At 65.1% G+C, this 18,293-nt stretch carries 21 protein-coding genes; 10 read left to right on the top strand and 11 right to left on the bottom strand.

Going from position 1 to position 18,293, the window contains the following annotated elements:
- Positions 1 to 3: 3 nt before the first annotated feature.
- A complete protein-coding gene (locus F6B93_RS11940; RefSeq protein WP_211695289.1) occupies positions 4 to 1,674 on the bottom strand; it encodes a PecA family PE domain-processing aspartic protease in 1,671 nt (556 codons plus the stop codon).
- 191 nt (positions 1,675 to 1,865) lie between these two features.
- On the opposite strand from F6B93_RS11940, the gene F6B93_RS11935 reads away from it, so the two are divergent.
- Positions 1,866 to 2,414, top strand: a complete 549-nt coding sequence (locus tag F6B93_RS11935) for a thioredoxin family protein (protein ID WP_211695288.1) — start codon at positions 1,866 to 1,868, stop codon at positions 2,412 to 2,414.
- A gap of 471 nt (positions 2,415 to 2,885) precedes the next feature.
- Here F6B93_RS11935 and F6B93_RS11930 read toward each other — a convergent pair whose 3' ends face one another.
- Positions 2,886 to 3,098: a hypothetical protein gene (locus tag F6B93_RS11930; protein ID WP_211695287.1), complete on the bottom strand. Its 213-nt coding sequence runs from the start codon at positions 3,096 to 3,098 to the stop codon at positions 2,886 to 2,888.
- 284 nt (positions 3,099 to 3,382) lie between these two features.
- Positions 3,383 to 4,429, bottom strand: coding sequence for a M48 family metallopeptidase (locus F6B93_RS11925; protein ID WP_211695286.1), 1,047 nt, complete (start codon positions 4,427 to 4,429; stop codon positions 3,383 to 3,385).
- A gap of 148 nt (positions 4,430 to 4,577) precedes the next feature.
- On the opposite strand from F6B93_RS11925, the gene F6B93_RS11920 reads away from it, so the two are divergent.
- The 3 genes from F6B93_RS11920 to F6B93_RS11910 all read left to right on the top strand — a co-directional run bounded on the left by F6B93_RS11920 (position 4,578) and on the right by F6B93_RS11910 (position 7,607).
- Positions 4,578 to 5,585 (top strand): NADP-dependent oxidoreductase, encoded by a 1,008-nt coding sequence (locus F6B93_RS11920; protein WP_211695285.1) that lies wholly within the window; start codon positions 4,578 to 4,580, stop codon positions 5,583 to 5,585.
- Positions 5,586 to 5,618: 33 nt separating this feature from the next.
- On the top strand, positions 5,619 to 5,906 hold the full coding sequence (locus F6B93_RS11915; protein WP_211695284.1) for an EF-Tu/IF-2/RF-3 family GTPase: 288 nt from the start codon (positions 5,619 to 5,621) through the stop codon (positions 5,904 to 5,906).
- Positions 5,907 to 6,122: 216 nt separating this feature from the next.
- Complete coding sequence (locus F6B93_RS11910; protein WP_211695283.1) at positions 6,123 to 7,607, top strand: amino acid permease; 1,485 nt, start codon at positions 6,123 to 6,125, stop codon at positions 7,605 to 7,607.
- 25 nt (positions 7,608 to 7,632) lie between these two features.
- Here the strand turns inward: F6B93_RS11910 and F6B93_RS11905 are convergent, their stop codons facing one another.
- Entirely contained in the window at positions 7,633 to 8,385 is a 753-nt protein-coding gene (locus F6B93_RS11905; RefSeq protein WP_211695282.1) for a hypothetical protein, read from the bottom strand.
- Entirely contained in the window at positions 8,382 to 9,200 is an 819-nt protein-coding gene (locus F6B93_RS11900) for a hypothetical protein (protein ID WP_246540728.1), read from the bottom strand. The genes F6B93_RS11905 and F6B93_RS11900 overlap by 4 nt, the downstream gene beginning before the upstream one ends.
- Before the next feature lie 278 nt (positions 9,201 to 9,478).
- On the opposite strand from F6B93_RS11900, the gene F6B93_RS11895 reads away from it, so the two are divergent.
- From F6B93_RS11895 to F6B93_RS11870, 6 genes are all read left to right on the top strand, one after another.
- Positions 9,479 to 10,084: a 3'-5' exonuclease family protein gene (locus F6B93_RS11895; protein WP_211695281.1), complete on the top strand. Its 606-nt coding sequence runs from the start codon at positions 9,479 to 9,481 to the stop codon at positions 10,082 to 10,084.
- Positions 10,085 to 10,136: 52 nt separating this feature from the next.
- Positions 10,137 to 10,880, top strand: coding sequence for a class I SAM-dependent methyltransferase (locus tag F6B93_RS11890; protein ID WP_211695280.1), 744 nt, complete (start codon positions 10,137 to 10,139; stop codon positions 10,878 to 10,880).
- 54 nt (positions 10,881 to 10,934) lie between these two features.
- Complete coding sequence (locus F6B93_RS11885) at positions 10,935 to 11,756, top strand: alpha/beta fold hydrolase (protein ID WP_211695279.1); 822 nt, start codon at positions 10,935 to 10,937, stop codon at positions 11,754 to 11,756.
- A 242-nt stretch (positions 11,757 to 11,998) separates the two neighbouring features.
- On the top strand, positions 11,999 to 12,652 hold the full coding sequence (locus F6B93_RS23740; RefSeq protein WP_211695278.1) for a PE family protein: 654 nt from the start codon (positions 11,999 to 12,001) through the stop codon (positions 12,650 to 12,652).
- 87 nt (positions 12,653 to 12,739) lie between these two features.
- Complete coding sequence (locus F6B93_RS11875) at positions 12,740 to 13,024, top strand: hypothetical protein (protein ID WP_246540727.1); 285 nt, start codon at positions 12,740 to 12,742, stop codon at positions 13,022 to 13,024.
- A gap of 46 nt (positions 13,025 to 13,070) precedes the next feature.
- Entirely contained in the window at positions 13,071 to 13,466 is a 396-nt protein-coding gene (locus F6B93_RS11870; protein ID WP_211695277.1) for an NYN domain-containing protein, read from the top strand.
- 19 nt (positions 13,467 to 13,485) lie between these two features.
- On the opposite strand, the gene F6B93_RS11865 is transcribed toward F6B93_RS11870, so the two are convergent.
- The 6 genes from F6B93_RS11865 to F6B93_RS11840 all read right to left on the bottom strand — a co-directional run bounded on the left by F6B93_RS11865 (position 13,486) and on the right by F6B93_RS11840 (position 18,281).
- Entirely contained in the window at positions 13,486 to 14,148 is a 663-nt protein-coding gene (locus F6B93_RS11865; RefSeq protein ID WP_211695276.1) for a CAP domain-containing protein, read from the bottom strand.
- A gap of 25 nt (positions 14,149 to 14,173) precedes the next feature.
- The gene (locus tag F6B93_RS11860) at positions 14,174 to 14,521 is read right to left on the bottom strand and encodes a DUF732 domain-containing protein (protein ID WP_211699435.1); all 348 of its coding nucleotides are present in this window, start codon (positions 14,519 to 14,521) and stop codon (positions 14,174 to 14,176) included.
- 34 nt (positions 14,522 to 14,555) lie between these two features.
- Positions 14,556 to 15,041 (bottom strand): hypothetical protein, encoded by a 486-nt coding sequence (locus F6B93_RS11855; RefSeq protein ID WP_211695275.1) that lies wholly within the window; start codon positions 15,039 to 15,041, stop codon positions 14,556 to 14,558.
- Entirely contained in the window at positions 15,038 to 15,601 is a 564-nt protein-coding gene (locus F6B93_RS11850; protein WP_211699434.1) for a mammalian cell entry protein, read from the bottom strand. Before F6B93_RS11850 ends, F6B93_RS11855 begins: the two co-directional genes overlap by 4 nt.
- A 97-nt stretch (positions 15,602 to 15,698) precedes the next feature.
- Positions 15,699 to 17,177, bottom strand: coding sequence for an MCE family protein (locus F6B93_RS11845; RefSeq protein ID WP_211695274.1), 1,479 nt, complete (start codon positions 17,175 to 17,177; stop codon positions 15,699 to 15,701).
- Positions 17,178 to 18,281: a virulence factor Mce family protein gene (locus tag F6B93_RS11840; RefSeq protein ID WP_211699433.1), complete on the bottom strand. Its 1,104-nt coding sequence runs from the start codon at positions 18,279 to 18,281 to the stop codon at positions 17,178 to 17,180.
- Positions 18,282 to 18,293 lie beyond the last annotated feature (12 nt).

The raw sequence follows: 18,293 nt of genomic DNA, 5'->3' as shown, positions 1-18,293 counted from the left end.
GCCTCAGGGCGCGTTGTTAAAGATCGTCGTTCCCACTCCGGCGGGGGTGTAGTTGACGTACACCGGTTGCAGCCTGAAGGGCAAGGACCCGGTATTCATCAGGCCTGATGAGATGACCGTCGGTTGGTAATCGTTGGTGTTGAAGTTGTAGAGGGACTCAGTGCCGTCAGCATCGGCGAACACCTCGATGTTGGTGTTTGCCGGCAGAACCGGTCCGACCAAAGATGACGGGATGGTTCCGTTTACTCCACCGGAGTCGATGATGGAGGGAACGGCGACGGGGGCTGCGCCCCCGACCGACACGTACAGCGTGGCGGCCGGGTTTCCGTCAACCACGACTCGCGGAAGGAGCGGGTTGGGACCGAACTGCATCTCACCGCTCTGCATGTTCATGAGCACACCCTGACTCATGTCGCCCGGCAACGCCTGGTTCGGAACGCTGGGCCCCGGGCCCACCGCATTTTCTCCAATGCCCAGGACACCGTCCACCCCGGCGAGATCGAAGTATGCCTCGAACGGGGTAATGAACGGATTGGTCAAGAATCCGCGGACGTAGGCCCCCAAGGCGAAGGGGGACGTCGGGAAGGAGAAAAGGACGACGTTGACGCCGGTGGGCGCGGTGACGATGCCATTTCCGAAATCCACCGTCGTGGGGAAGGTGGCGAAGATGTAGGTCAACCCGCCGCTGTAGGCGCCGGCACTGAGCTCGGTGGGAAAGCCCATCCGCAGGATTCCCGGCAGTCCGCCGACATCCTGTGGAGTGACGACAAGACCCGTGGATCCGGTGTCAACGACGACGGGCGTGCCCGGCTCACCGTTGATGTTGAGGTAGGACACCGGCTGTGTGACCAAGAGCGTCTCCAACGGGACGGTTCTGCCGTCCCAGCCGGCCCCACTGAATCCGTAGTTGCCCAACAAGTAGCCGCCGCTGCCCCCCGCGCCGCCGAGGCCGCGGGCCATCCCGTCATTGTTGAGGCCCCCAGCGCCGCCATTGCCGCCCGCGCCGAACAGACCCGCGGAACCAGCGGCGCCGCCGGCGCCGCCGATCCCGTCGGCAATGACCGAGTCGCCCCCAACGCCACCGGCCCCGCCGTTGCCGAACAGCCAGCCGCCGTGACCACCGGCTCCGCCGGGCGCATCAGATCCACCGGCGCCGCCGGCGCCGCCGTTGCCGATCAACCCGGCCCAACCACCGGCCCCGCCGCCGACGCCGTCCATCGTCGAGGAATAGCCGTTGCCGCCATTGCCATACAGCAGCCCGCCAGCTCCGCCGTTGGGACTTGCGGCCGTTCCGTGCGCTCCATCGCCGATCAAGGGACGACCCAACAGCGCCTGGGTGGGGCCATTCACGGCGGCCAGCAGATTGAGCTCGACCGCCTGAAGCGGCGCGACGCTCAGCGCCTCCGCGGCCGCGTACGACCCCGCCCCCGCGCTCAGTGCCTGCGCAAACTGCTGATGAAACGTGCTGAGCTGGGCGCTGATGGCCTGGTATTCCTGGCCCATCCCCCCAAAGAGCGTCGCCACTGCCGCCGACACCTCATCAGCGGCCGCGGCCGCGAGCCCAGTAGTCGGAACAGCGGCAGCCGCATTCGCCGCGCTCAGCGCAGAACCGATGCTCTCCAAATCCGCTACCGCCGCCGTCAACAACTCGGGCGCCACGACAACCAGCGACACGCCGCTCCTTTCGGGGCAGTCAAGGCTTTACGAGGCCCGTGCCTAGATCCACGGACCTGTACAGCCTATCCAGGTCGGATCGTCCGCATGTTGGTTTTAACGTACCGGTCATACGCCGCTTCGCGCGCCGACACGACTTGATCGCCAACTGATTGGTTGGGTACTCGTGTCAGGGCCCTACTCTATTAGGCATGGCCATTGAATCCACGATGCTCGCCCTTGGCACCGCTGCGCCGCCGTTCACCCTGCCCGACCCGGCCACCGGCGCTACGGTCAGTCTCGCTGAGCTCACTGGTCCCGCGCTGGTGGTCACCTTCATCTGTAATCACTGCCCTTATGTTCAGCACGTCGCCGCTGGACTCGCCGCACTGGGGCGGGACCTGGGCGATCAGGGAGTCCCGCTGGTCGGCATCTCCAGCAATGATGTCGTCAACTATCCGCAGGACGGACCCGATCAGATGGCGGCCGAGGCCCAACGCCACGGCTGGACGTTTCCGTATCTCTACGACGAGACTCAAGACGTCGCCCGCGCATTTTCGGCGGCCTGCACTCCCGACTCGTTCGTCTTCGACGGCGAGCGTCGCCTCGTCTACCGTGGTCAGCTCGACGACTCCCGCCCCGGGAACGACGTGCCGGTGACCGGCTCTGACGTGCGGGCAGCGGTCGATGCCGTACTGGCCGGTCGGCCGGTCAATCCCGACCAGCGGCCGTCAATCGGCTGCGGCATCAAGTGGCGCTAAGACGCACCCACCGCCGAGGCCGTTCCGGTTTCCGTGCCCTGAATTAGCGCCGATGCGACTCAGTTGTCGACAAGGTGTGTCTGGGCTGTCACCGTATCGCGACAGCGTCCGAGGACGCTCTTCTTCATGGCAGCGCCCGCGATCATCGCCGCGTTGGCGTTGGCAGTGTGTGTCGGCTACTACTGTGGCCGCCGCACTGGCTCCACCCATTCACGGCGGAAGAGAAAAAGCCGCCCGACGGCGCTGAGCAGACTCGCTATCGGGGTGGTCGCTTTAGTGATTGCCCGCCACATACAGCGGAGGTTGCTGTCCAGGCGTCCCCGAACACCTGGCGGCTGGGGACTGAAATTCGTTGATTCACTTCAACTTCCGCGCAAAAGTTTGCCACTCGTGCGCTTCCGTTGAATGTCGCCGCAACCGGTGACGCACTCCATTGCGGCCCTCCGGTGATTCTGTGGTGATGTCGATCGCCTACGTCACAGCTGGCGTGTGGGCATCGGCGCACAACCGCAAGTTGCGCACCACCGGAGCCGCATGGTCACCCCGCGAGGCCATGCGTTGCCGTGCCAGAAACGCCGGATGGCGGCGCATCGCTTCGCGGCGCAGCCGCTCATGCTCCTGAGCCGCAGTCCAGGTCGGGTGTGAATGGAGGTAAATCACCGACGCGCCTGACGTGCTAGCCACGATCGTCAACTCCTCTCAGGCCCTACAACTGCGTTCGCCATCCGGAGGCGACTCTGAGCTCTGATGCCTAGGTTGCCTCCCCAACCTGTGGCCAATCTGTTATGTAAGTTGAGAATTTGCCGTGAACTCGTAGTAATTTGGCCGCCGGCGTAGCCCGAACTGCGCCGGGGGCGTTTACCGGTGAGAACCATCGGCCTTCGCCGCGCGATTGTCACAGCAAACGCCGCAATCAGGGATTATCCCTACCGATGCAGCCAAGTTTGCCGATTTGCCCAGGTCAGGCGTCATTTCGAGCTGTGTCGCCACCCGGTGATCCGCCGGCCCAATGAGTCAGCCGCGCTCGTCGCAGCGCGTCCGACACCGTCAACAATGCCGCCCAGGCCATCGCGGATGCCTTTGATCAACGGGTCGTCGGACTGGTCGAAGCCGTTCTTGTAGTGCCGGGCCGCCCCGCCGAGGTCGGTGGCGAACGTGGCCTTATCGTCATCATCGCGGAGCGGGTAATCGCCGGCCAGAACCTTGGCGTAGCCGCCCGTGTCGACCCATTGGGTCAACGCTGCGGCGCGCAACACCGAAAATGGATGAGTCTGCAGCTCCAGGTTGAGCAGTTTGAGGACGCCGTCGCGCATGTCTCCGGCCCTCTCATATTCGGTGGACTGGGCCAAAAAGGCCTCCGAATCCAGTTTGTCGAGCTGGTTGCCGCCGGCGAGCTTCATCTGCACGCGCATCCCGGTGTCCAAATCCTGGCTGCAGAGCAGCCCGGCACGGTCCCCGGACAACTCGGATTTTCGTTGCCACTCCAGCAGTGCTGCAACGATCGCGCGCAACGCCCAGCCGCCGACCGGCATGACGCCGAACGACCGCGCCAGGCGGATCAGATGCATCATCATGGTGCGGTACACGGCGTGGCCGGACAGCGCATGCCCCAGTTCATGCCCGACCACGAACCGCATTTCGGGGTGCGTCATCAGCTGGTAGAGCCCCGACGTGATCACGATGAACGGCGTATCCATCCCGATCGTGTAGGCATCGGCGGTTGGCGATTGAACGACGTAGAGCTCGGGTTTTACCGGCGCGTCCAGGATCTCGGCGCACTCTTGCAGCAATGCGTTCAGGTCGGCGAATTGCCGCGGCCCGACCCGTGCCGCACTGGCCAGATACAGCAGCCGGTGCTGGCGCTCGCGCAGCATTCCCGACATCAGCTTCAGGATTTGATCGAAGCCTCTGAGCCGGCGCAGGGCCGAAAGGGCGGTCCGGTCGGCGGGATGCTCCCAGGCTCGCGAACTTATCCCCGGAAACGTAGAGCGGGTCGGGGCGGGTGTCTGAGACATTGCGCTGGTCCCCTCGATGGTCCGGTCTTTCAGGATACGGCCGGGTGAACGCTGCCCCGACGTCGTCGATGAACGGCGCCGTACACGGTGTGGTCTGGCTCTCATAAGCGCACGCCGTAACCGATTAGCGTCGGGTACGGTGCGCATCATGCGAAACCGTCGCTTTCTCCTTCGCCAACGGCCAACCGGACGAATTGGCCCGGATACCTTCGAACTCAGCGAACAGACGGTCCCGGAGATCGCCGACGGCGAGGCGCTGGTTCGCATTGATTGGATTTCGCTGGACCCGACGAACCGCGCGTGGATCAATGACACGCCTACCTACCTTCCGCCAGTGGGTATTGGTGAGGTCATGCGCGGGCTCGGGCTGGGGCAGGTTGTCGCATCGAGAAATCCGAACTACGCGATTGGCCAGACCGTGCAGGGTCTGGTCGGCTGGCAGGAGTTCGCTGTGGCCTCCGATGCGATGCCGTTGCTCCCGGTCGAGGTGTCCGAGGGCGTCTCGCCAAGCGCCTACCTGGGCGCACTGGGGATGACAGGGCTTACCGCGTGGGTCGGTATCCGCGACATTGGCAAGCCACAACCCGGCGAGACCGTCGTCGTCTCGGCCGCAGCGGGTGCGGTTGGCTCGGTCGCTGGCCAGCTGGCCAAGTCCGATGGTGCCCGGGTGGTGGGGATTGCGGGCGGCCCCGAGAAGTGTGCGCTGCTGACCGACCGGCTCGGCTTCGATGCGGCGGTCGACCACCGCTCCCCTGATTGGGCCGCACAGCTCGCCGCGGCGACACCCGATGGCATCGACGTCGACTTCGAGAACGTGGGCGGCGACATCATGGACGCGATCTTTACGCGCCTGAACATCCGCGCGCGGGTTGCGCTGTGCGGCCTGATCTCCGGCTACAACTCGGCTGACCCGCCGCCGGGACCACGGGCTTTCGGCAATCTTCTTATCCAGCGAGCGACGGTGGAGGGCTTCATTGTTCTCGACCACTTCGGCCGTGCGCCCGAGGCAGTCGCGGAGATAGCCGGCTTGATCGCCGCGGGCAAGCTCACGCCGCTCGAGACGGTCGTCGAAGGATTCGAGCAGCTGCCGACGGCGATCAACATGCTGTTCGACGGCAAGAACGTCGGCAAGCTCGTGGTCAAGATGTCCTCGTAGTCGTCGGGCAGGTGTCGGGTAGGGGTGACGTAGATGTTTCGCATGACGGTCCAGGACGTGTTTTGCATCCGCCACCGCGGATTGGTGGCCACTGGTCGCGTCGAGTACGGAGAGTTAAGCGTTGGCGACCAAGTGCGAATCAACGACGAAATCCGAACCGATAATGCGTCCAGCGTCCGGGTCGACGCGATCGAGGCTTTCCGGAAGAAATTGAGCACGGCGAAAGCCGGCGACAACGTGGGCGTGGTGTTTTCGCGGCTTGCCAAGAGCGATCTGGCACCAGGAGACGTTATCACCGCGTCGGGTGCGTTTCTGGCTTAGCGGCAGGCCGGTACGGCGATTGCACAGGGGGGATGCGCGTGCCGGGCAAGGGAAAGCATTGGAAAAGAAAGGAATGGACAGGAAAGCAATGGGAAAGACATCAATGCGAAAGACGGCAATGGGAAAGACAGCAACGGTAGAGCGGCCGGTGAAGCGGCGCCCGGGTGGCCGCATGATCGGCGCTAGTCTTGCTCCCTCGTCGGTGCGTCAACCCTGATGAGTCTGGCGAAGACGTCGCGCAGCGCGAATGACGATGCGGGCGACGGTGCCGGCGAGGACCTTGGGCACCTGCAACGGGGTCTTGCCAACCGCCACATTCAATTGATCGCGATCGGAGGCGCGATCGGCACCGGCCTATTCATGGGATCCGGGCGCACTATCTCCCTTGCCGGTCCGGCGATTCTGTTGGTGTACGCGATCATCGGGTTCTTCCTGTTCTTCGTCCTGCGCGCAATGGGAGAGTTGCTGCTGTCGAACCTGAACTACAAGTCTTTCGTGGACTTCGCGTCCGACCTGTTGGGGCCCGCGGCGGGTTTCTATCTGGGGTGGTCGTACTGGTTCGCGTGGATCGTCACCGGAATCGCGGATATCGTTGCGATTACCGGCTATTCGAGGTACTGGTGGCCCGACTTGCCCGCATTTATACCGGCCGTGCTCACCGTCAGCCTCATCCTCGCCTTCAACATGTTCAGCGTCCGCAATTTCGGGGAGATCGAATTCTGGTTCGCCCTGGTCAAGGTGCTTGCCATCTTTAGTCTCATCGTCCTTGGCGCGATCTTGGTGTCGACCCACTTCGTTTCTCCTGCCGGTGCCGAAGCGACGATCGCAAACCTCTGGAACGATGGCGGATTCTTCGCCACCGGGTTCATGGGAGTGGTCGGTGGTTTCCAAATCGCGGTGTTCGCATTCGTCGGTGTCGAACTCGTCGGGACCGCCGCGGCCGAGACAGCAAACCCGGAGCGCACCCTGCCGCGCGCCATTAATGCGGTCCCCGTGCGCGTGGTGGTCTTCTACGTCGGCGCGCTCGTGGCGATTCTCGCCGTTGTTCCGTGGCGCGACATCGCGAGTGACAGGTCTCCGTTTGTGACGATGTTCTCCCTGGCCGGCCTCGCCGCCGCCGCGTCGTTCGTCAACTTTGTCGTCATGACCGCGGCCACTTCCTCATCGAATTCCGGGGTCTTCTCCACCGCGCGGATGCTGTACGGTCTCGCCAGTGAGGGAAGCGCCCCCGGCGCCTTCCGTCGCCTCAACCGCAACCATGTGCCCGCACGCGCTCTGCTTCTGACGGCTGCACTGCTGCTGACTGCCATCCCCCTGCTCTACGCTGGCGGTTCAATCATCCGTGCCTTCACTATCGTGACGACCGTCGCGTCACTGCTGTTCATGTTCGTGTGGACGCTCATCGTCATCTGCTACCTCGCGTATCGTCGCCGGCACGCGCAGCGCCACGCCGATTCGACCTACAAGCTGCCCGGTGGCGTGCCGATTTGCTGGGCCGTCTTGGCCTTCTTCGGGTTCGTGATCTGGACGCTGACCACCGAAACGGAAACCGAACTCGCGCTGGCGTGGTTCCCGCTATGGTTCGTCGTGCTCACCGCCGGATGGTTCGTCGTCCGGCGCCGCCCTGGCCGCGCCGAGCAGTACCGCCTGTTCCAGGCCGAGATGAACCGGCCGATCGACGAGAGCGCCGGAAGTCACTGACGGGCTCGTTATCGCAGCGACTCGCTCAGGTGCCGGCGATGCGGCGCAGCGTGGCCTCGAAGAGGTCATTGAATGCGTCTTGGTGACCAGCGCTGGCCGAACCGCTCAGGATCAGGCCTGATTGGCGCGCGTACGCGTAGTAGTCGGTGCGCGTCGCTTCTGTGGGTTCGCCGCCAACCGTGGTGGTGAGTGCGTATCGGAAGCGCTGTGCCCCGGCGTCCGGTCGGGAGTCTTCAAGAATGCGGACGGTGTAGGAGGCGGCCGCGGCGTTGCTGAATCCCAAGCAGCGCGACACCAGGTCCACCAACGCGTCGAACCCTGACGAGTCGAATTCGCGAGCGACCATCAAGCGAATGTCCTTGCGGTGAGCTACCTCTGGCGGATCGGCTGGATCGTGTCCGAAAACGCGGACCGCGCCGAGGGCGCCCGTAGAGGCCACTCCCACCACGCCGAAGCATTCGGCGGGACGAAAGCCCAGGCCTTCGTCGTACACGTGGTAGCGGAAGTAGCCGAATGTGTCCGAGAGTTCGGTGACCTGGTCGACCGTCCATGACCCTGGGAAGTCCCGCGGCTTGGGCAGCAGGTCGGCCAGTTCGTGGTCGCTCAGTGCGGCAAGGCCCGGGGCCAGCGGATCGGGTCTCGGCCCCCCTGCTCGGTCGGATCGGACTGCAGCAAACAATACCGGCGCGGTGATCAGCACGGCGGCTGTGGCGAGCACACACAGTGCCGCGGCGACCCGCGGGCGGCGTGACGTGCGGGTTGGTGACGGTGTGCTCATAACGCGCCGAGCTTGTGGAGCGTGGCCGTGCCGAGCCGCGTCACCAGATCGAGGTCGGCCCCCTCCATGTAGACCGTGCACTCCAGCACGATGCCGCGCACCGCGTAGTACGCGACGTGGTAGCGGGGCGTCGGCTCCGGGCCGGTCTCGTTGGTAAACGTCCTGGTCACCGCGGCAGCGGCGTCGGCGCCGGCCGCCGAACGCGTTTCCACGACAGTGGTGACCGTGCGTTCGTCTTTGACCTGGCCGTCACGAAAGTAATTGGTGACGCGGTAGGAGCTGCATTGATCCAGCCACTTCAGGTAATTCGCAATGCGAGCCGGACCGTCCGGAACGGCCCAGATCGCGAACCGCGCGTTGGGTCCGTGCTCGCGGCCTTCGCCCGTGGCCGCCGCATCAATGGGGACAGCGTCGCGCACCACCACCTGGGCGTACCGGTCTACCTGGGCGTAGGCGGCCAAGGCGCCGCCGGAATGGTCGAGGAGTCTCGGCACGCTGGCGCACGGGGCCGGTGCGTAGGTTGCTGCTGGACCCGAATTTGGCCGCTCGCTCGACGCAACGGACTTCAGGGGTTTGGCCCGTTGCAACCGCCCCGCCAACGAATAGCCCCATTCGGCGGGGAAGTCCGCGCTCGTGGGCAACGCGGTGGCGAGATCCCAGTTGGATCGTGATGCCAAGCTCGCCGAGGTGCCGGTGGTCTCGGTTAAGCGGTCGGGGTTTGCCACCACGACCACTGCGCACCCACCGAGCACAATGAGTGCCACAACGCCCACCACCTGGGGCCAGGGCCGGCTGCCGACCCGCTGGCCAGGCATTCGTCCTCCTCCCGGCGGTGCCCGCCAGCGCGGCGTCCGCATTGGCACCGCGGTCGTCGGCGTACACCTTATCGGTTTGCGCCGAAACCCCGGCCCCGACACAACGGCAGCCTTTCACTTCGCACGAACGCTGCGGCCGTGTCGGAATCACCCCGGGTGCGCACTCGCTGTCCCGGTGCGCACAGTGAACACCCAGCCTCCTTTCTGCCCCGGTTCAGTTCAGTCCGGCACCGTGGTTTCGACGGCGAAATTCGTGCGGCTCAAAGGAGGCGCCCGACATGCGAGAGCTTGTATTTCTCGATACCGAATGCACCGGACTGGATCTGGAAGCAGACATCTGGGAATTCGGGGCGGTCCGTCGCTACGCCGACGGATCACGATCCGCTCTGCATATGTTTCTCGCCCACGATGGCTCGAAGGCGGTTCGCCTGCCGGAGCCGTTCCGTAGTGACTACGCCGCTCGCTGTCCGATCGATGCGGGTGAGCTCGTGCCACCGAGCATCGCCGCCAGGAGGATTTCGGAATTCGTCGGAGACGACGCGGTCGTGATCGGCGCCGTCGCGGCCTTCGACAGTCAGCGCCTTGCGATGCTGTTCAGCCGTCGCCGGATGCATCTGCCCTGCTGGCTGTACACGGTCGTCGACGTATGCGCACTCGCCGCGGGCTACCTACGCGCGCACGGCAAGTCGGTCGAATTTCCGGTCCAGATCGACAAGGTGGGCCAGTATCTAGGCGTCGATCCCGGCCGGTATCCGCGCCACACCGCGCTTGGCGACGTCGCATTCATCGAGGACGTTTATGACCGCATGCACTTCGCCGAGTCGCTGAGCCCCGTGCTCCACGCCTCCTGTTCCGAACCCGTTGGGGCCGCAGCCTGCGCGTAGGCGTGGCAGCGATAGTTGCTCGCCCGCGGTCACGCCAGAAGACTGAGGATGCATGACCACCGACTACGACCACGGCGAGGTTGCAGCCCAGTACAAACTCGCCAAGACCCAGCCGTGGCGCGCGCGAATCGAGGATTATTCATTCCTGAATCTGATCGGCGACGTCACTGGAAAGGCGGTGCTCGACGTCGGTTGCGGCGAAGGACATTTCAGTCGGATGCTGCGTAGCGCCGGCGCGGCCCGCGTGGTCGGATTCGATGTCTCCGAGCGCATGATCGAGGTGGCGCGCCAGCAAGAAGTCGACGTGCCCCTGGGTATTGACTACGCCGTCCAAGACGCCCGTACGGTGGCTCCGCGGGCCGAGTTCGACGTCGTGGTGTCGGCCTGGTTGCTGGTGCATGCCAGCAACCGCGAGGAACTGGCGCGCTTATGCCGCGGGCCGGTCAGCCGTCTCAGAAAGGGCGGGCGGTTCGTGGCGCTCACGACCAACCCCGGCGTTTACGACTTCCGTCCGGACTACCGAAAATACGGTTTCGTCCTCGAGCTGGCCGCCCAGGCCTTCGACGGTGCTCCGATCGATATCACGGTGCTGCTGGACAACACCGAATTGGTAGTCAGGAATTACTACCTGCCGCTAGAGGCCTACACGTCGGCATTGGGGGCCGCGGGCCTCGTCGATGTCGCAGTTCATCACCCCCAGCTTGCGCCGGCTCCCGATGGGACTGACGACACCGAGCATTGGGAGTATCTCCTCACGCACCCGTTTTTCGTGCTCCTCGACGCCACCAAGACCTGAGGTTCGGCCCGGTAGCTGGTCACTGCGCCGGGATTGGCGTAGTGTCCCCAAGCCATGGCTGATGCGATCCGCTTTGTCGAAGCGAACGGGCTGGAATTCGCCTACCTCGAGGAGGGCTCCGGGCCGTTGGTCCTCTTGCTGCACGGGTTCCCGGATACGGCGCATTCCTGGGACGATCTGCGGCCGCGCATCGCCGCCAAGGGTTACCGGGCGGTGAGCCCATTCATGCGGGGGTACCACCCCAGCGCGATCCCGGATCGCGACCCGGACCAGGAGACTCTGGCCCGCGATCCGCTGGCGCTGATTGACGCTTTGGGTGCCGGCAGCGCCATCGTCATCGGACACGACTGGGGCGCCTCGGCCGCTTATGGCGCGGCCGCGCTCGGCCCGGATCAAGTGACGAAGCTGTTTGCTATCGGTGTTCCACATCCGGCCGCGCTCAAACCGTCGCTGAAGAAACTTTGGGGCGTAAGGCATTTCGCGACATACAAGCTGCCCGGTGCTCCGAACCGCTTCGCGCGCAACGACTTCGCGGCGCTTCCGGCCATATATCGGCGCTGGGCCCCCGCGTGGAGCCCGGATCCGCGCGAGTTCGATGCCGTCCGCGCCAGCTTCTCAAACCCCGCGAGCTTGAACGCGGCGTTCGGCTATTACCGACAGCTGTCGCGCAGGCCGTCCGCGTCGCTGACGGCGCGGATTACCGTGCCGACGGTTGTCTTTGCGGGCTTGGATGATCCGATCGTCGAGCCCGCGGACTATCGTGGCGCCGCCAGGATGTTCGACGGCCAGTACATTGTTGAGGAAGTCCGCGGGGGGCACTTCATGCACCGCGAGCACCCGCAGGCGTTCGCCGAACGGCTCATGGGCTACCTCTGAACCTGCCGGCGAACGTGAACCTGCCAGTGAACGAGGTGCCGCGAGTCGCCACCCTGGGGGTGCGCACGGCTCCGGCTGAATTTCTGCATCGGCGCACCGTCAGCGGGTTTAGAATTAGGGATTGATCCAACACAGCTGGTCGGCGAGCTGTGGCGCCGGTCGTGCCGGGCCGGCTGATTGTTGGGTTTGCTACCTGGGGACACTGGCGGCCGTGTCCCTGCAGATGCGAGGAGCTGCACGTAATGGATTCCATGTCACACGACCCTTCCGCTAGCGATATCGGTTCACAGTTGGTGGACGTCGGTACCCAGGGCGTCAGCGCAGGTACGACCGCGGCGACGTCGATCTTGAGCGGGCTGATCCCAGCAGGGGCTGAAGAGGTCTCCGCGCAGGCTGTCATGGCTTTTGCGCAGGAGGCTGCCACGATGTTGGCGTCCAACACGGCCGCGCAGGAAGAGCTGATGCGGGCGGGCACGGCGTTAACGGACATCGCCCGGATGTACGGAGAGACCGACGACGGCGCCGCCGGATCGTTGGCGGTCGGTGCCGCCGCGATTTCCAACCACCCATTGGCCGGTGGTTCGGGTGCGCGCGTCGGCGCGGGGCTGCTGCGGGCGGGTGCTATGGCCGGCGACGCCTCCGCGGCGGCGCGTGTTACACCGTTGGTGTCCCAGGTCACCAACGCCGCATCGTCGCCGATGGCTCAGGCTGCCGCCAACGCTGGCACGTCGGCGATGAGTGGTGCTGCGCCATTGGGTAGCGGGATGGCCCCAGGCGCGGGTGCATCGGCGGGCGGCAGTTCCAAAGCCGGGCTGGCATCGGCTGCCGAGCCCGCCGATGACGACGAGGACCGGGAGGGCCGCGGCGAGCACCTCGCCAGCGAGCGTTTGGTGTAGCAGAATCCCCGTGTGCCGACCCGTTCCGCGGTTTTTCCCGCGGTCTCCTACGCTTGCGCTTGTACTCGACAGCGAAGGAGAGGCGTTGTGACCAACCCCGACATCGCCACGGTGTTGCGGAGCATGAAGGTCCCCGAGCGGATGACCAGCAGTCGGGCGCTGCGGGACTTCCTGCTTGCCAACACCGACGACGGTCAACAAATGCCGCGCGGTCAAGAACAACTGCTCCAGCTCAATGGGCTGCTCTTGCTATCGCACTTGGAAGTGATCAACGCTCTCGGAGCGCTCGAAGAGCGATTTGCGCTGGAGCACTACCAGAAGTTCCAGCAGGAGCTGAACAAGCCCAAACGGCGCCGCTGGTTTGGCGCCTAGCGGGCGCCGAGTCATACCGCGCGGTGACGCCGTCGTAGCGTGAGGTGTGCGCTGGATCGTCGACGGCATGAACGTGATCGGAAGTCGTCCCGACGGGTGGTGGAAGAACCGTCACCGCGCGATGGTGGCGTTGGTGGAAAGGCTCGAACGCTGGACATCCGATGCGGCTCCGGGCGACTACGTGACCGTGGTGTTCGAGCGGCCGCCCGCGCCCGCGATTCCCTCGTCGCTCGTCGAGATAGCGCATGCGCCCAAGGCGGCCGCCAACTCCGCAGACGACGAGATTGTTCGGCGGGTGCAGGTGCTGGTGCAATCCCAAGAAGCCCCACCCGAGGAGATTCGTGTCGTGACATCGGACAAGACGCTGATCGACCGGGTCCGAGGCCTGGGCGCATCCGTCTGTCGTGCGGAAGGTTTTCGCGACCTCATTGATCCCCAGTGACCCGTCAGGAACCGCGCGCTTACTGCGGCGGCATCGGGGGCGGCGGGTAGACGCCGCGCAGGATCCACGGCAGCCAGTTGATGCCGAACTCGATCTCGTCGCTGGCGTCGTAGTCGGGGCTGGGATCGATCGGAACGTTCTCGGGCAGGGACACCACGGCCGGCGGCCCGGTCGGCGCTCCCCCAGCCGGCTGCGCAGGCGAATCCGCTTGCCCGTACACAGCCACCACGACGCTGCGATCGAGGGTGTTCTCTGACCACACCCCGATCTGGCTGTTGGTGCAATCGGACATGATCGCGAAATACGCAGGGTTGTAATACCACTGATTCATCAATTCGACGCCGCTGATCGCCAGGGCAGGATTGATCGCTACGGTCTCGGCAACCTTTCCGGAAAAACCAGCGGCATTCGCGCGGTCTTGTGGCGTGGACCCGTCGGAACCGATATCTCCGCCGAGGTCTCGGTTGTTCAGCACATCAAGCGTGTGCCATTGGGCGGCCAACTGCAGTTGCGGGTTGATCGTGACGTCGTTGGTGCAACCGGCTTGATGTTGAACGGTGTAGACGTTGGCGACCACACCGTCGTTGAGTCGCTTGTTGTCGGCCGCAGCGGCGGGTGTCGCGAACCCCGCGCCGGCAGCCACCGCCACAGAAGCCAACAGCGTCAGGACGGGTTGCGGCATCTCGGTCTCGTTTCCAGTCGTATTCCTAGTAGTGGGCTGCAGAGTGGCGCAACTGCCAGATCAGTGCGGGGCACAGTTCGTTGACGGCCTGGTTGAGCAGATACGCGGCGTGGTATTCGTCTGCGGTGGCGAAGTCGGCCTCGATGCCGCTGATGAGCTGCGCATAGGTGTGGCCCCGAGATAGCTTGCCGCAGAGTCCCTGTCCGTAGTGCACGGCGGCTTCGGCGTCGGCGAAGTTGTAGCCGGGACGGACCGTTACGTTGACGAGGTAGGCCACCACATCGGCGTGTGCGCTGGCAGTCTGGACCGATGTCACAACACCTAACGCGAGCGCACCCGCGAGGGCCACAGCCAGTCGTAGCCTGGCAGGCATGTGGTGAAACAACCGGAGTGCCATCGCCGTTGGTTCAGACCGGGTCGAATCGCGCTATTAGCCAACGTCCGTCGATCTTGTCGAGGGCCACCCGAACGCTGGATGCGGTGTTGGTTGGCGCGTCGTGGCCGACCATGATGGTTTGGTTCACGAACAGCAGGACGACGGCGTGGTCGGCCGACGTTGACACCGATGCGGCCGCCGGGACGGTGGCCGCGGCCGAGATCTGCTGCTGCTTCGAGCCGGGGATCACCATGTCGTGGATGAGCTGTGTGTAGGCGTTCAGGAACGTGCCGGTCAGCCAGCCCCGCGCGGACTCGAGGTCGTTCTCCACGGTGTCGGGCCGGTACGACAGCAGCGCGATGGTTCCTTCGGTGGCGGCCTGTACCGATTCGGCGCGGGCACTCGCAGCGCCGCGGGCGGTGGCCTCGTGCCATTTCACGAAGCCCGCCCCACCGGCCAGTAGCAGCGCGATGCCGGGCAGCAACCCGTAGGCGATCAGCAGCTTGACCACCCTCATGGCACGAATCCGACACTAGCGACCTTTACCGCAGCGCCGACCTTCTCGACCGTGATGCGCATTCGCCATGCCCGCGGAACAGGTTCTGGTTCACCGGCATTCGAGGTCTGTACGGATACCGCGACCAGCGCCTCGGCGGATTCCGCGGTCTCCGACTCCAACCCGGCCTCGGTAATCATGCCGACCGTGGTCGCCTTGGCTTGGCGAAGTACTTCGATGAACGGCTGCGAGCGCTTGGCGAAGTCGTCATAGAACTCGCCCGTCGCGCTGTCGAGAATGCGCCGCACATCCGCTTCGGCGTGGCGCCAGTCGATGGTCGTCAGATTCAGCGCGCCTTGCCTGGCCGCCTGCAGGAATTGACGTCGCTGGTCCTGTTGCTGCTGCGCCTGATGGAGCTGAAAGACCAACCAGCACAGCAACATCACCAGTACGGCGACAAATGCCAGGCCGAACACTATCGCACCCCGCGGCGCCGTGTCGGTCTTCTTCGCCGGGGCGCGCGGGGCGCTGTCGGCGTCGTCGGGTGGCGCACCACAGTCCTCGGGAGTGCTCTGACCCACGTCGCCGTGCTGGGTCTCCCGGGCATCTGCGGTCGGTTCGGAATCCGTCGCTACCGGCACTGTGGTCCTCCATTCCTGCAGCTGTGTGTCGCCGCCATCAGGCGCCCGGTGGCAGCAGCATCGTCTGCCACGTTTTGTTGTGCGGTGCGCTCTGAGCCAAGTCGGAACGGGTGTATTGATGTCCATCCGGTCCGATATAGGTGCCGGTGGCGGGGTCGTATTCGGCGGCGGCAATGGGCGCCGGCGGCGCCGGCCCGGGTGGACCTAGAGCCGCTGGCGGCGGCGTTGATCCGGGTGGCAACTGTGGGATGTCCTGGCCGGAACCTAGACCGGGGACGGTGGCGTTGGGGTCGCCCTTCCAGTTGTAGCCGTCGTTGAGCGGTAGGTAGTGTTCGTTGCTCTCGCACAACTTCACGGTGGGCGCACGCTTGCCCGGCACGGTTTCACAGGGGATGTTGCGGGCGCCGCGCACGTTGAGCGGCGCGTCCTGTGGTACCCGGCAGTACAGGTCGCCGGCTGGGCGGTCCGGGTAGTCCTCGAATGACGGGACCCGTTGCTGCTGGGCCGGCAAGAACCCGGTGGTGCATGGCGGGGGCAGGTTGAGGTTGAGGTTGAAGCTCAGATACTGACCGCGGTATGCCTGCTTGGTGTTCAGGTTGGCCACGATGCCGGCCTGTTCGGCATTGATGCTCATCGGGAACACCACCAGCAGTTGTTCGATGTCGTTGTGGTAGGTCAGCGCGACCTGGCCGACGCTGACGAGGTTGGCCAGCAGGATGGGCAGGGTTGGTTGGAGCCGCTCGATCAGTGTGGTTGCCTCGCCGAGGGCAGCGCCGGCCTGGTCGATGGTCGCGGCGACGGCCTCATCGTGCGTTCGCAATGCCGTGGTGACTGCGGCCAGGTGCGACGCCCAGCCGGCAATGGCCTCGGAGGTGTGTGTCTGCGAGTCGAGCACTGGCGGCGCGTGGTCGATGAGCGCGAGCAGCGGGTCGAGGTTTGCGCGAGCCTCGATCGCCAGGTCCGACGATCCGATGATCAGGCGGGAAAGCTCCGGACCAAGACCGCCCACCGCGGTGTACGACTCGTTGATGATGGTCTGCAGGTTGTCGTGCGGAATTGCCGCCAAAGCCGTGTTGGTGGCGCTGAGGAGGGCGTTGATGTCCGGCGGCACCGACGTGTCGGCCAGCGGAATCGCATCGCCGTCCCGCAGCGGCGCCGAGGTGCCGTTGCGGGGCAACAACTCGACATACGTTTCGCCGATCGCGGTCTGGCTATGTACCTCGGCCGTGAGATCGGACGGGATAGCGATGCCCGATTTCAGCGACAGCACCGCCTCGACGCCGGTGTCGGTCAACCGCACGGTTTCGACGCGGCCCACCTCGAAGCCGCGATAGGTGACGTTGGCGCTGGTGTACAGCCCCCCGCTGTCGGCCAGCTCCATCGTCACCGTGTAGCGGCCGACGCCGAACAGCATGGCCGGCAGTTTGACGAAATGCAGAAACGTGACGGCCACCGCAGTGAACGCGACCACGGCAAAGATGGCCAGCTGGATGATGAACCGTCGTTGTAGATGCATTTAGGGCCCCTGGTCCCAGTGGTAGGCAATGGTCAGCGGATTGCCGGGGGTGCTCCGGTAGCCTGCGGTGCACGGGCTGGGGAACTGGCCGATGGTGCGACCCCACTGCAGCTCAAGCTCGGTCAGATGACACTCCCACCGGGTGCCGGTGAGCAGGCCTTGATCGATCCGACTGAGGGTGAGATCGACGATCGCCGTCAGGTTGGCGTAGTCGCCGCGCTGGAAATTTTCAAACGTCTCGTTCGGGAATGGGAAGGTGGCCAGCAGGGACAGCGATCGCGTGAGGGCAGGGCCGGCGTTGGCCAGCGATTCCAGGATCGGTCCGACCTGGCGTAGTTCCTTGACCAGGTTCGCCTTGGTCTTTCTGACCGAGTCAACGGTCAGGGCGCCGAATTTGCTCAGCTGGTCGGCGGCTGCAACGAGGTTGTCCCGCTCGTCGCTGAGCACCGCGAGCGCGTCGGGGAGGGTCGCCAGGGCTCGATCCAGCACGCGCTCTTGCCCAGCGAACTTGCCAACCAGGCGGTTGAGGCTCTCGGTGGCCGCGATGATGTCACCGGACTGTTCGTTGAGGTGAGCGGTGAACCTGTCGAGCTGGCGGATCAGGCCGCGCAGATCGCGCTCTCGTCCCCGGAACGCGGTGCTCAGCGCCTCGGTGATGTCCTGCACCTGGCCCAGTCCGCCGCCGTTGAGCACCAGCGACAGCGCCGCCAAAGTCTGTTCGGTGCTCGGGTAGGCGCCGCCGTGCGACAGCGGAATGAGCGAGCCGCCACGCAGCTTGCCTTGCGGTGCTTCGTCTTTCGGTCCCCCCAGCTCAATGTGATAGGAGCCCAGCAAGCTGGTGGTGCCGATCTTGGCCGTCGCGTTGGCCGGCAGGTCCACGCCGCCGTCTAGCCGCATGGTGACCAATGCGTGCCAGCCTTGGCGCTCGATCTTGCTCACATGGCCGACCGTCACGTCGGCGACGCGCACCCGCGAGTTCGGCTGGATGTTGTTGACATCCGGCATCTGTGCCTGGATCGCGAAGGAGCCGGGCCCGTTGCCCCGGGTGCCCGGCAGCGGCAGCGAATTCAGCCCCCGCCAGCCACAGCCCGATATCGGGGCCATCGCCAGGATCAA

It is taken from the genome of Mycobacterium spongiae (genome assembly GCF_018278905.1).
Classification (GTDB): domain Bacteria; phylum Actinomycetota; class Actinomycetes; order Mycobacteriales; family Mycobacteriaceae; genus Mycobacterium; species Mycobacterium spongiae.
Note: the sequence above shows the minus strand (reverse complement) of the source record. Positions and strands in the feature narration are given on the sequence as shown.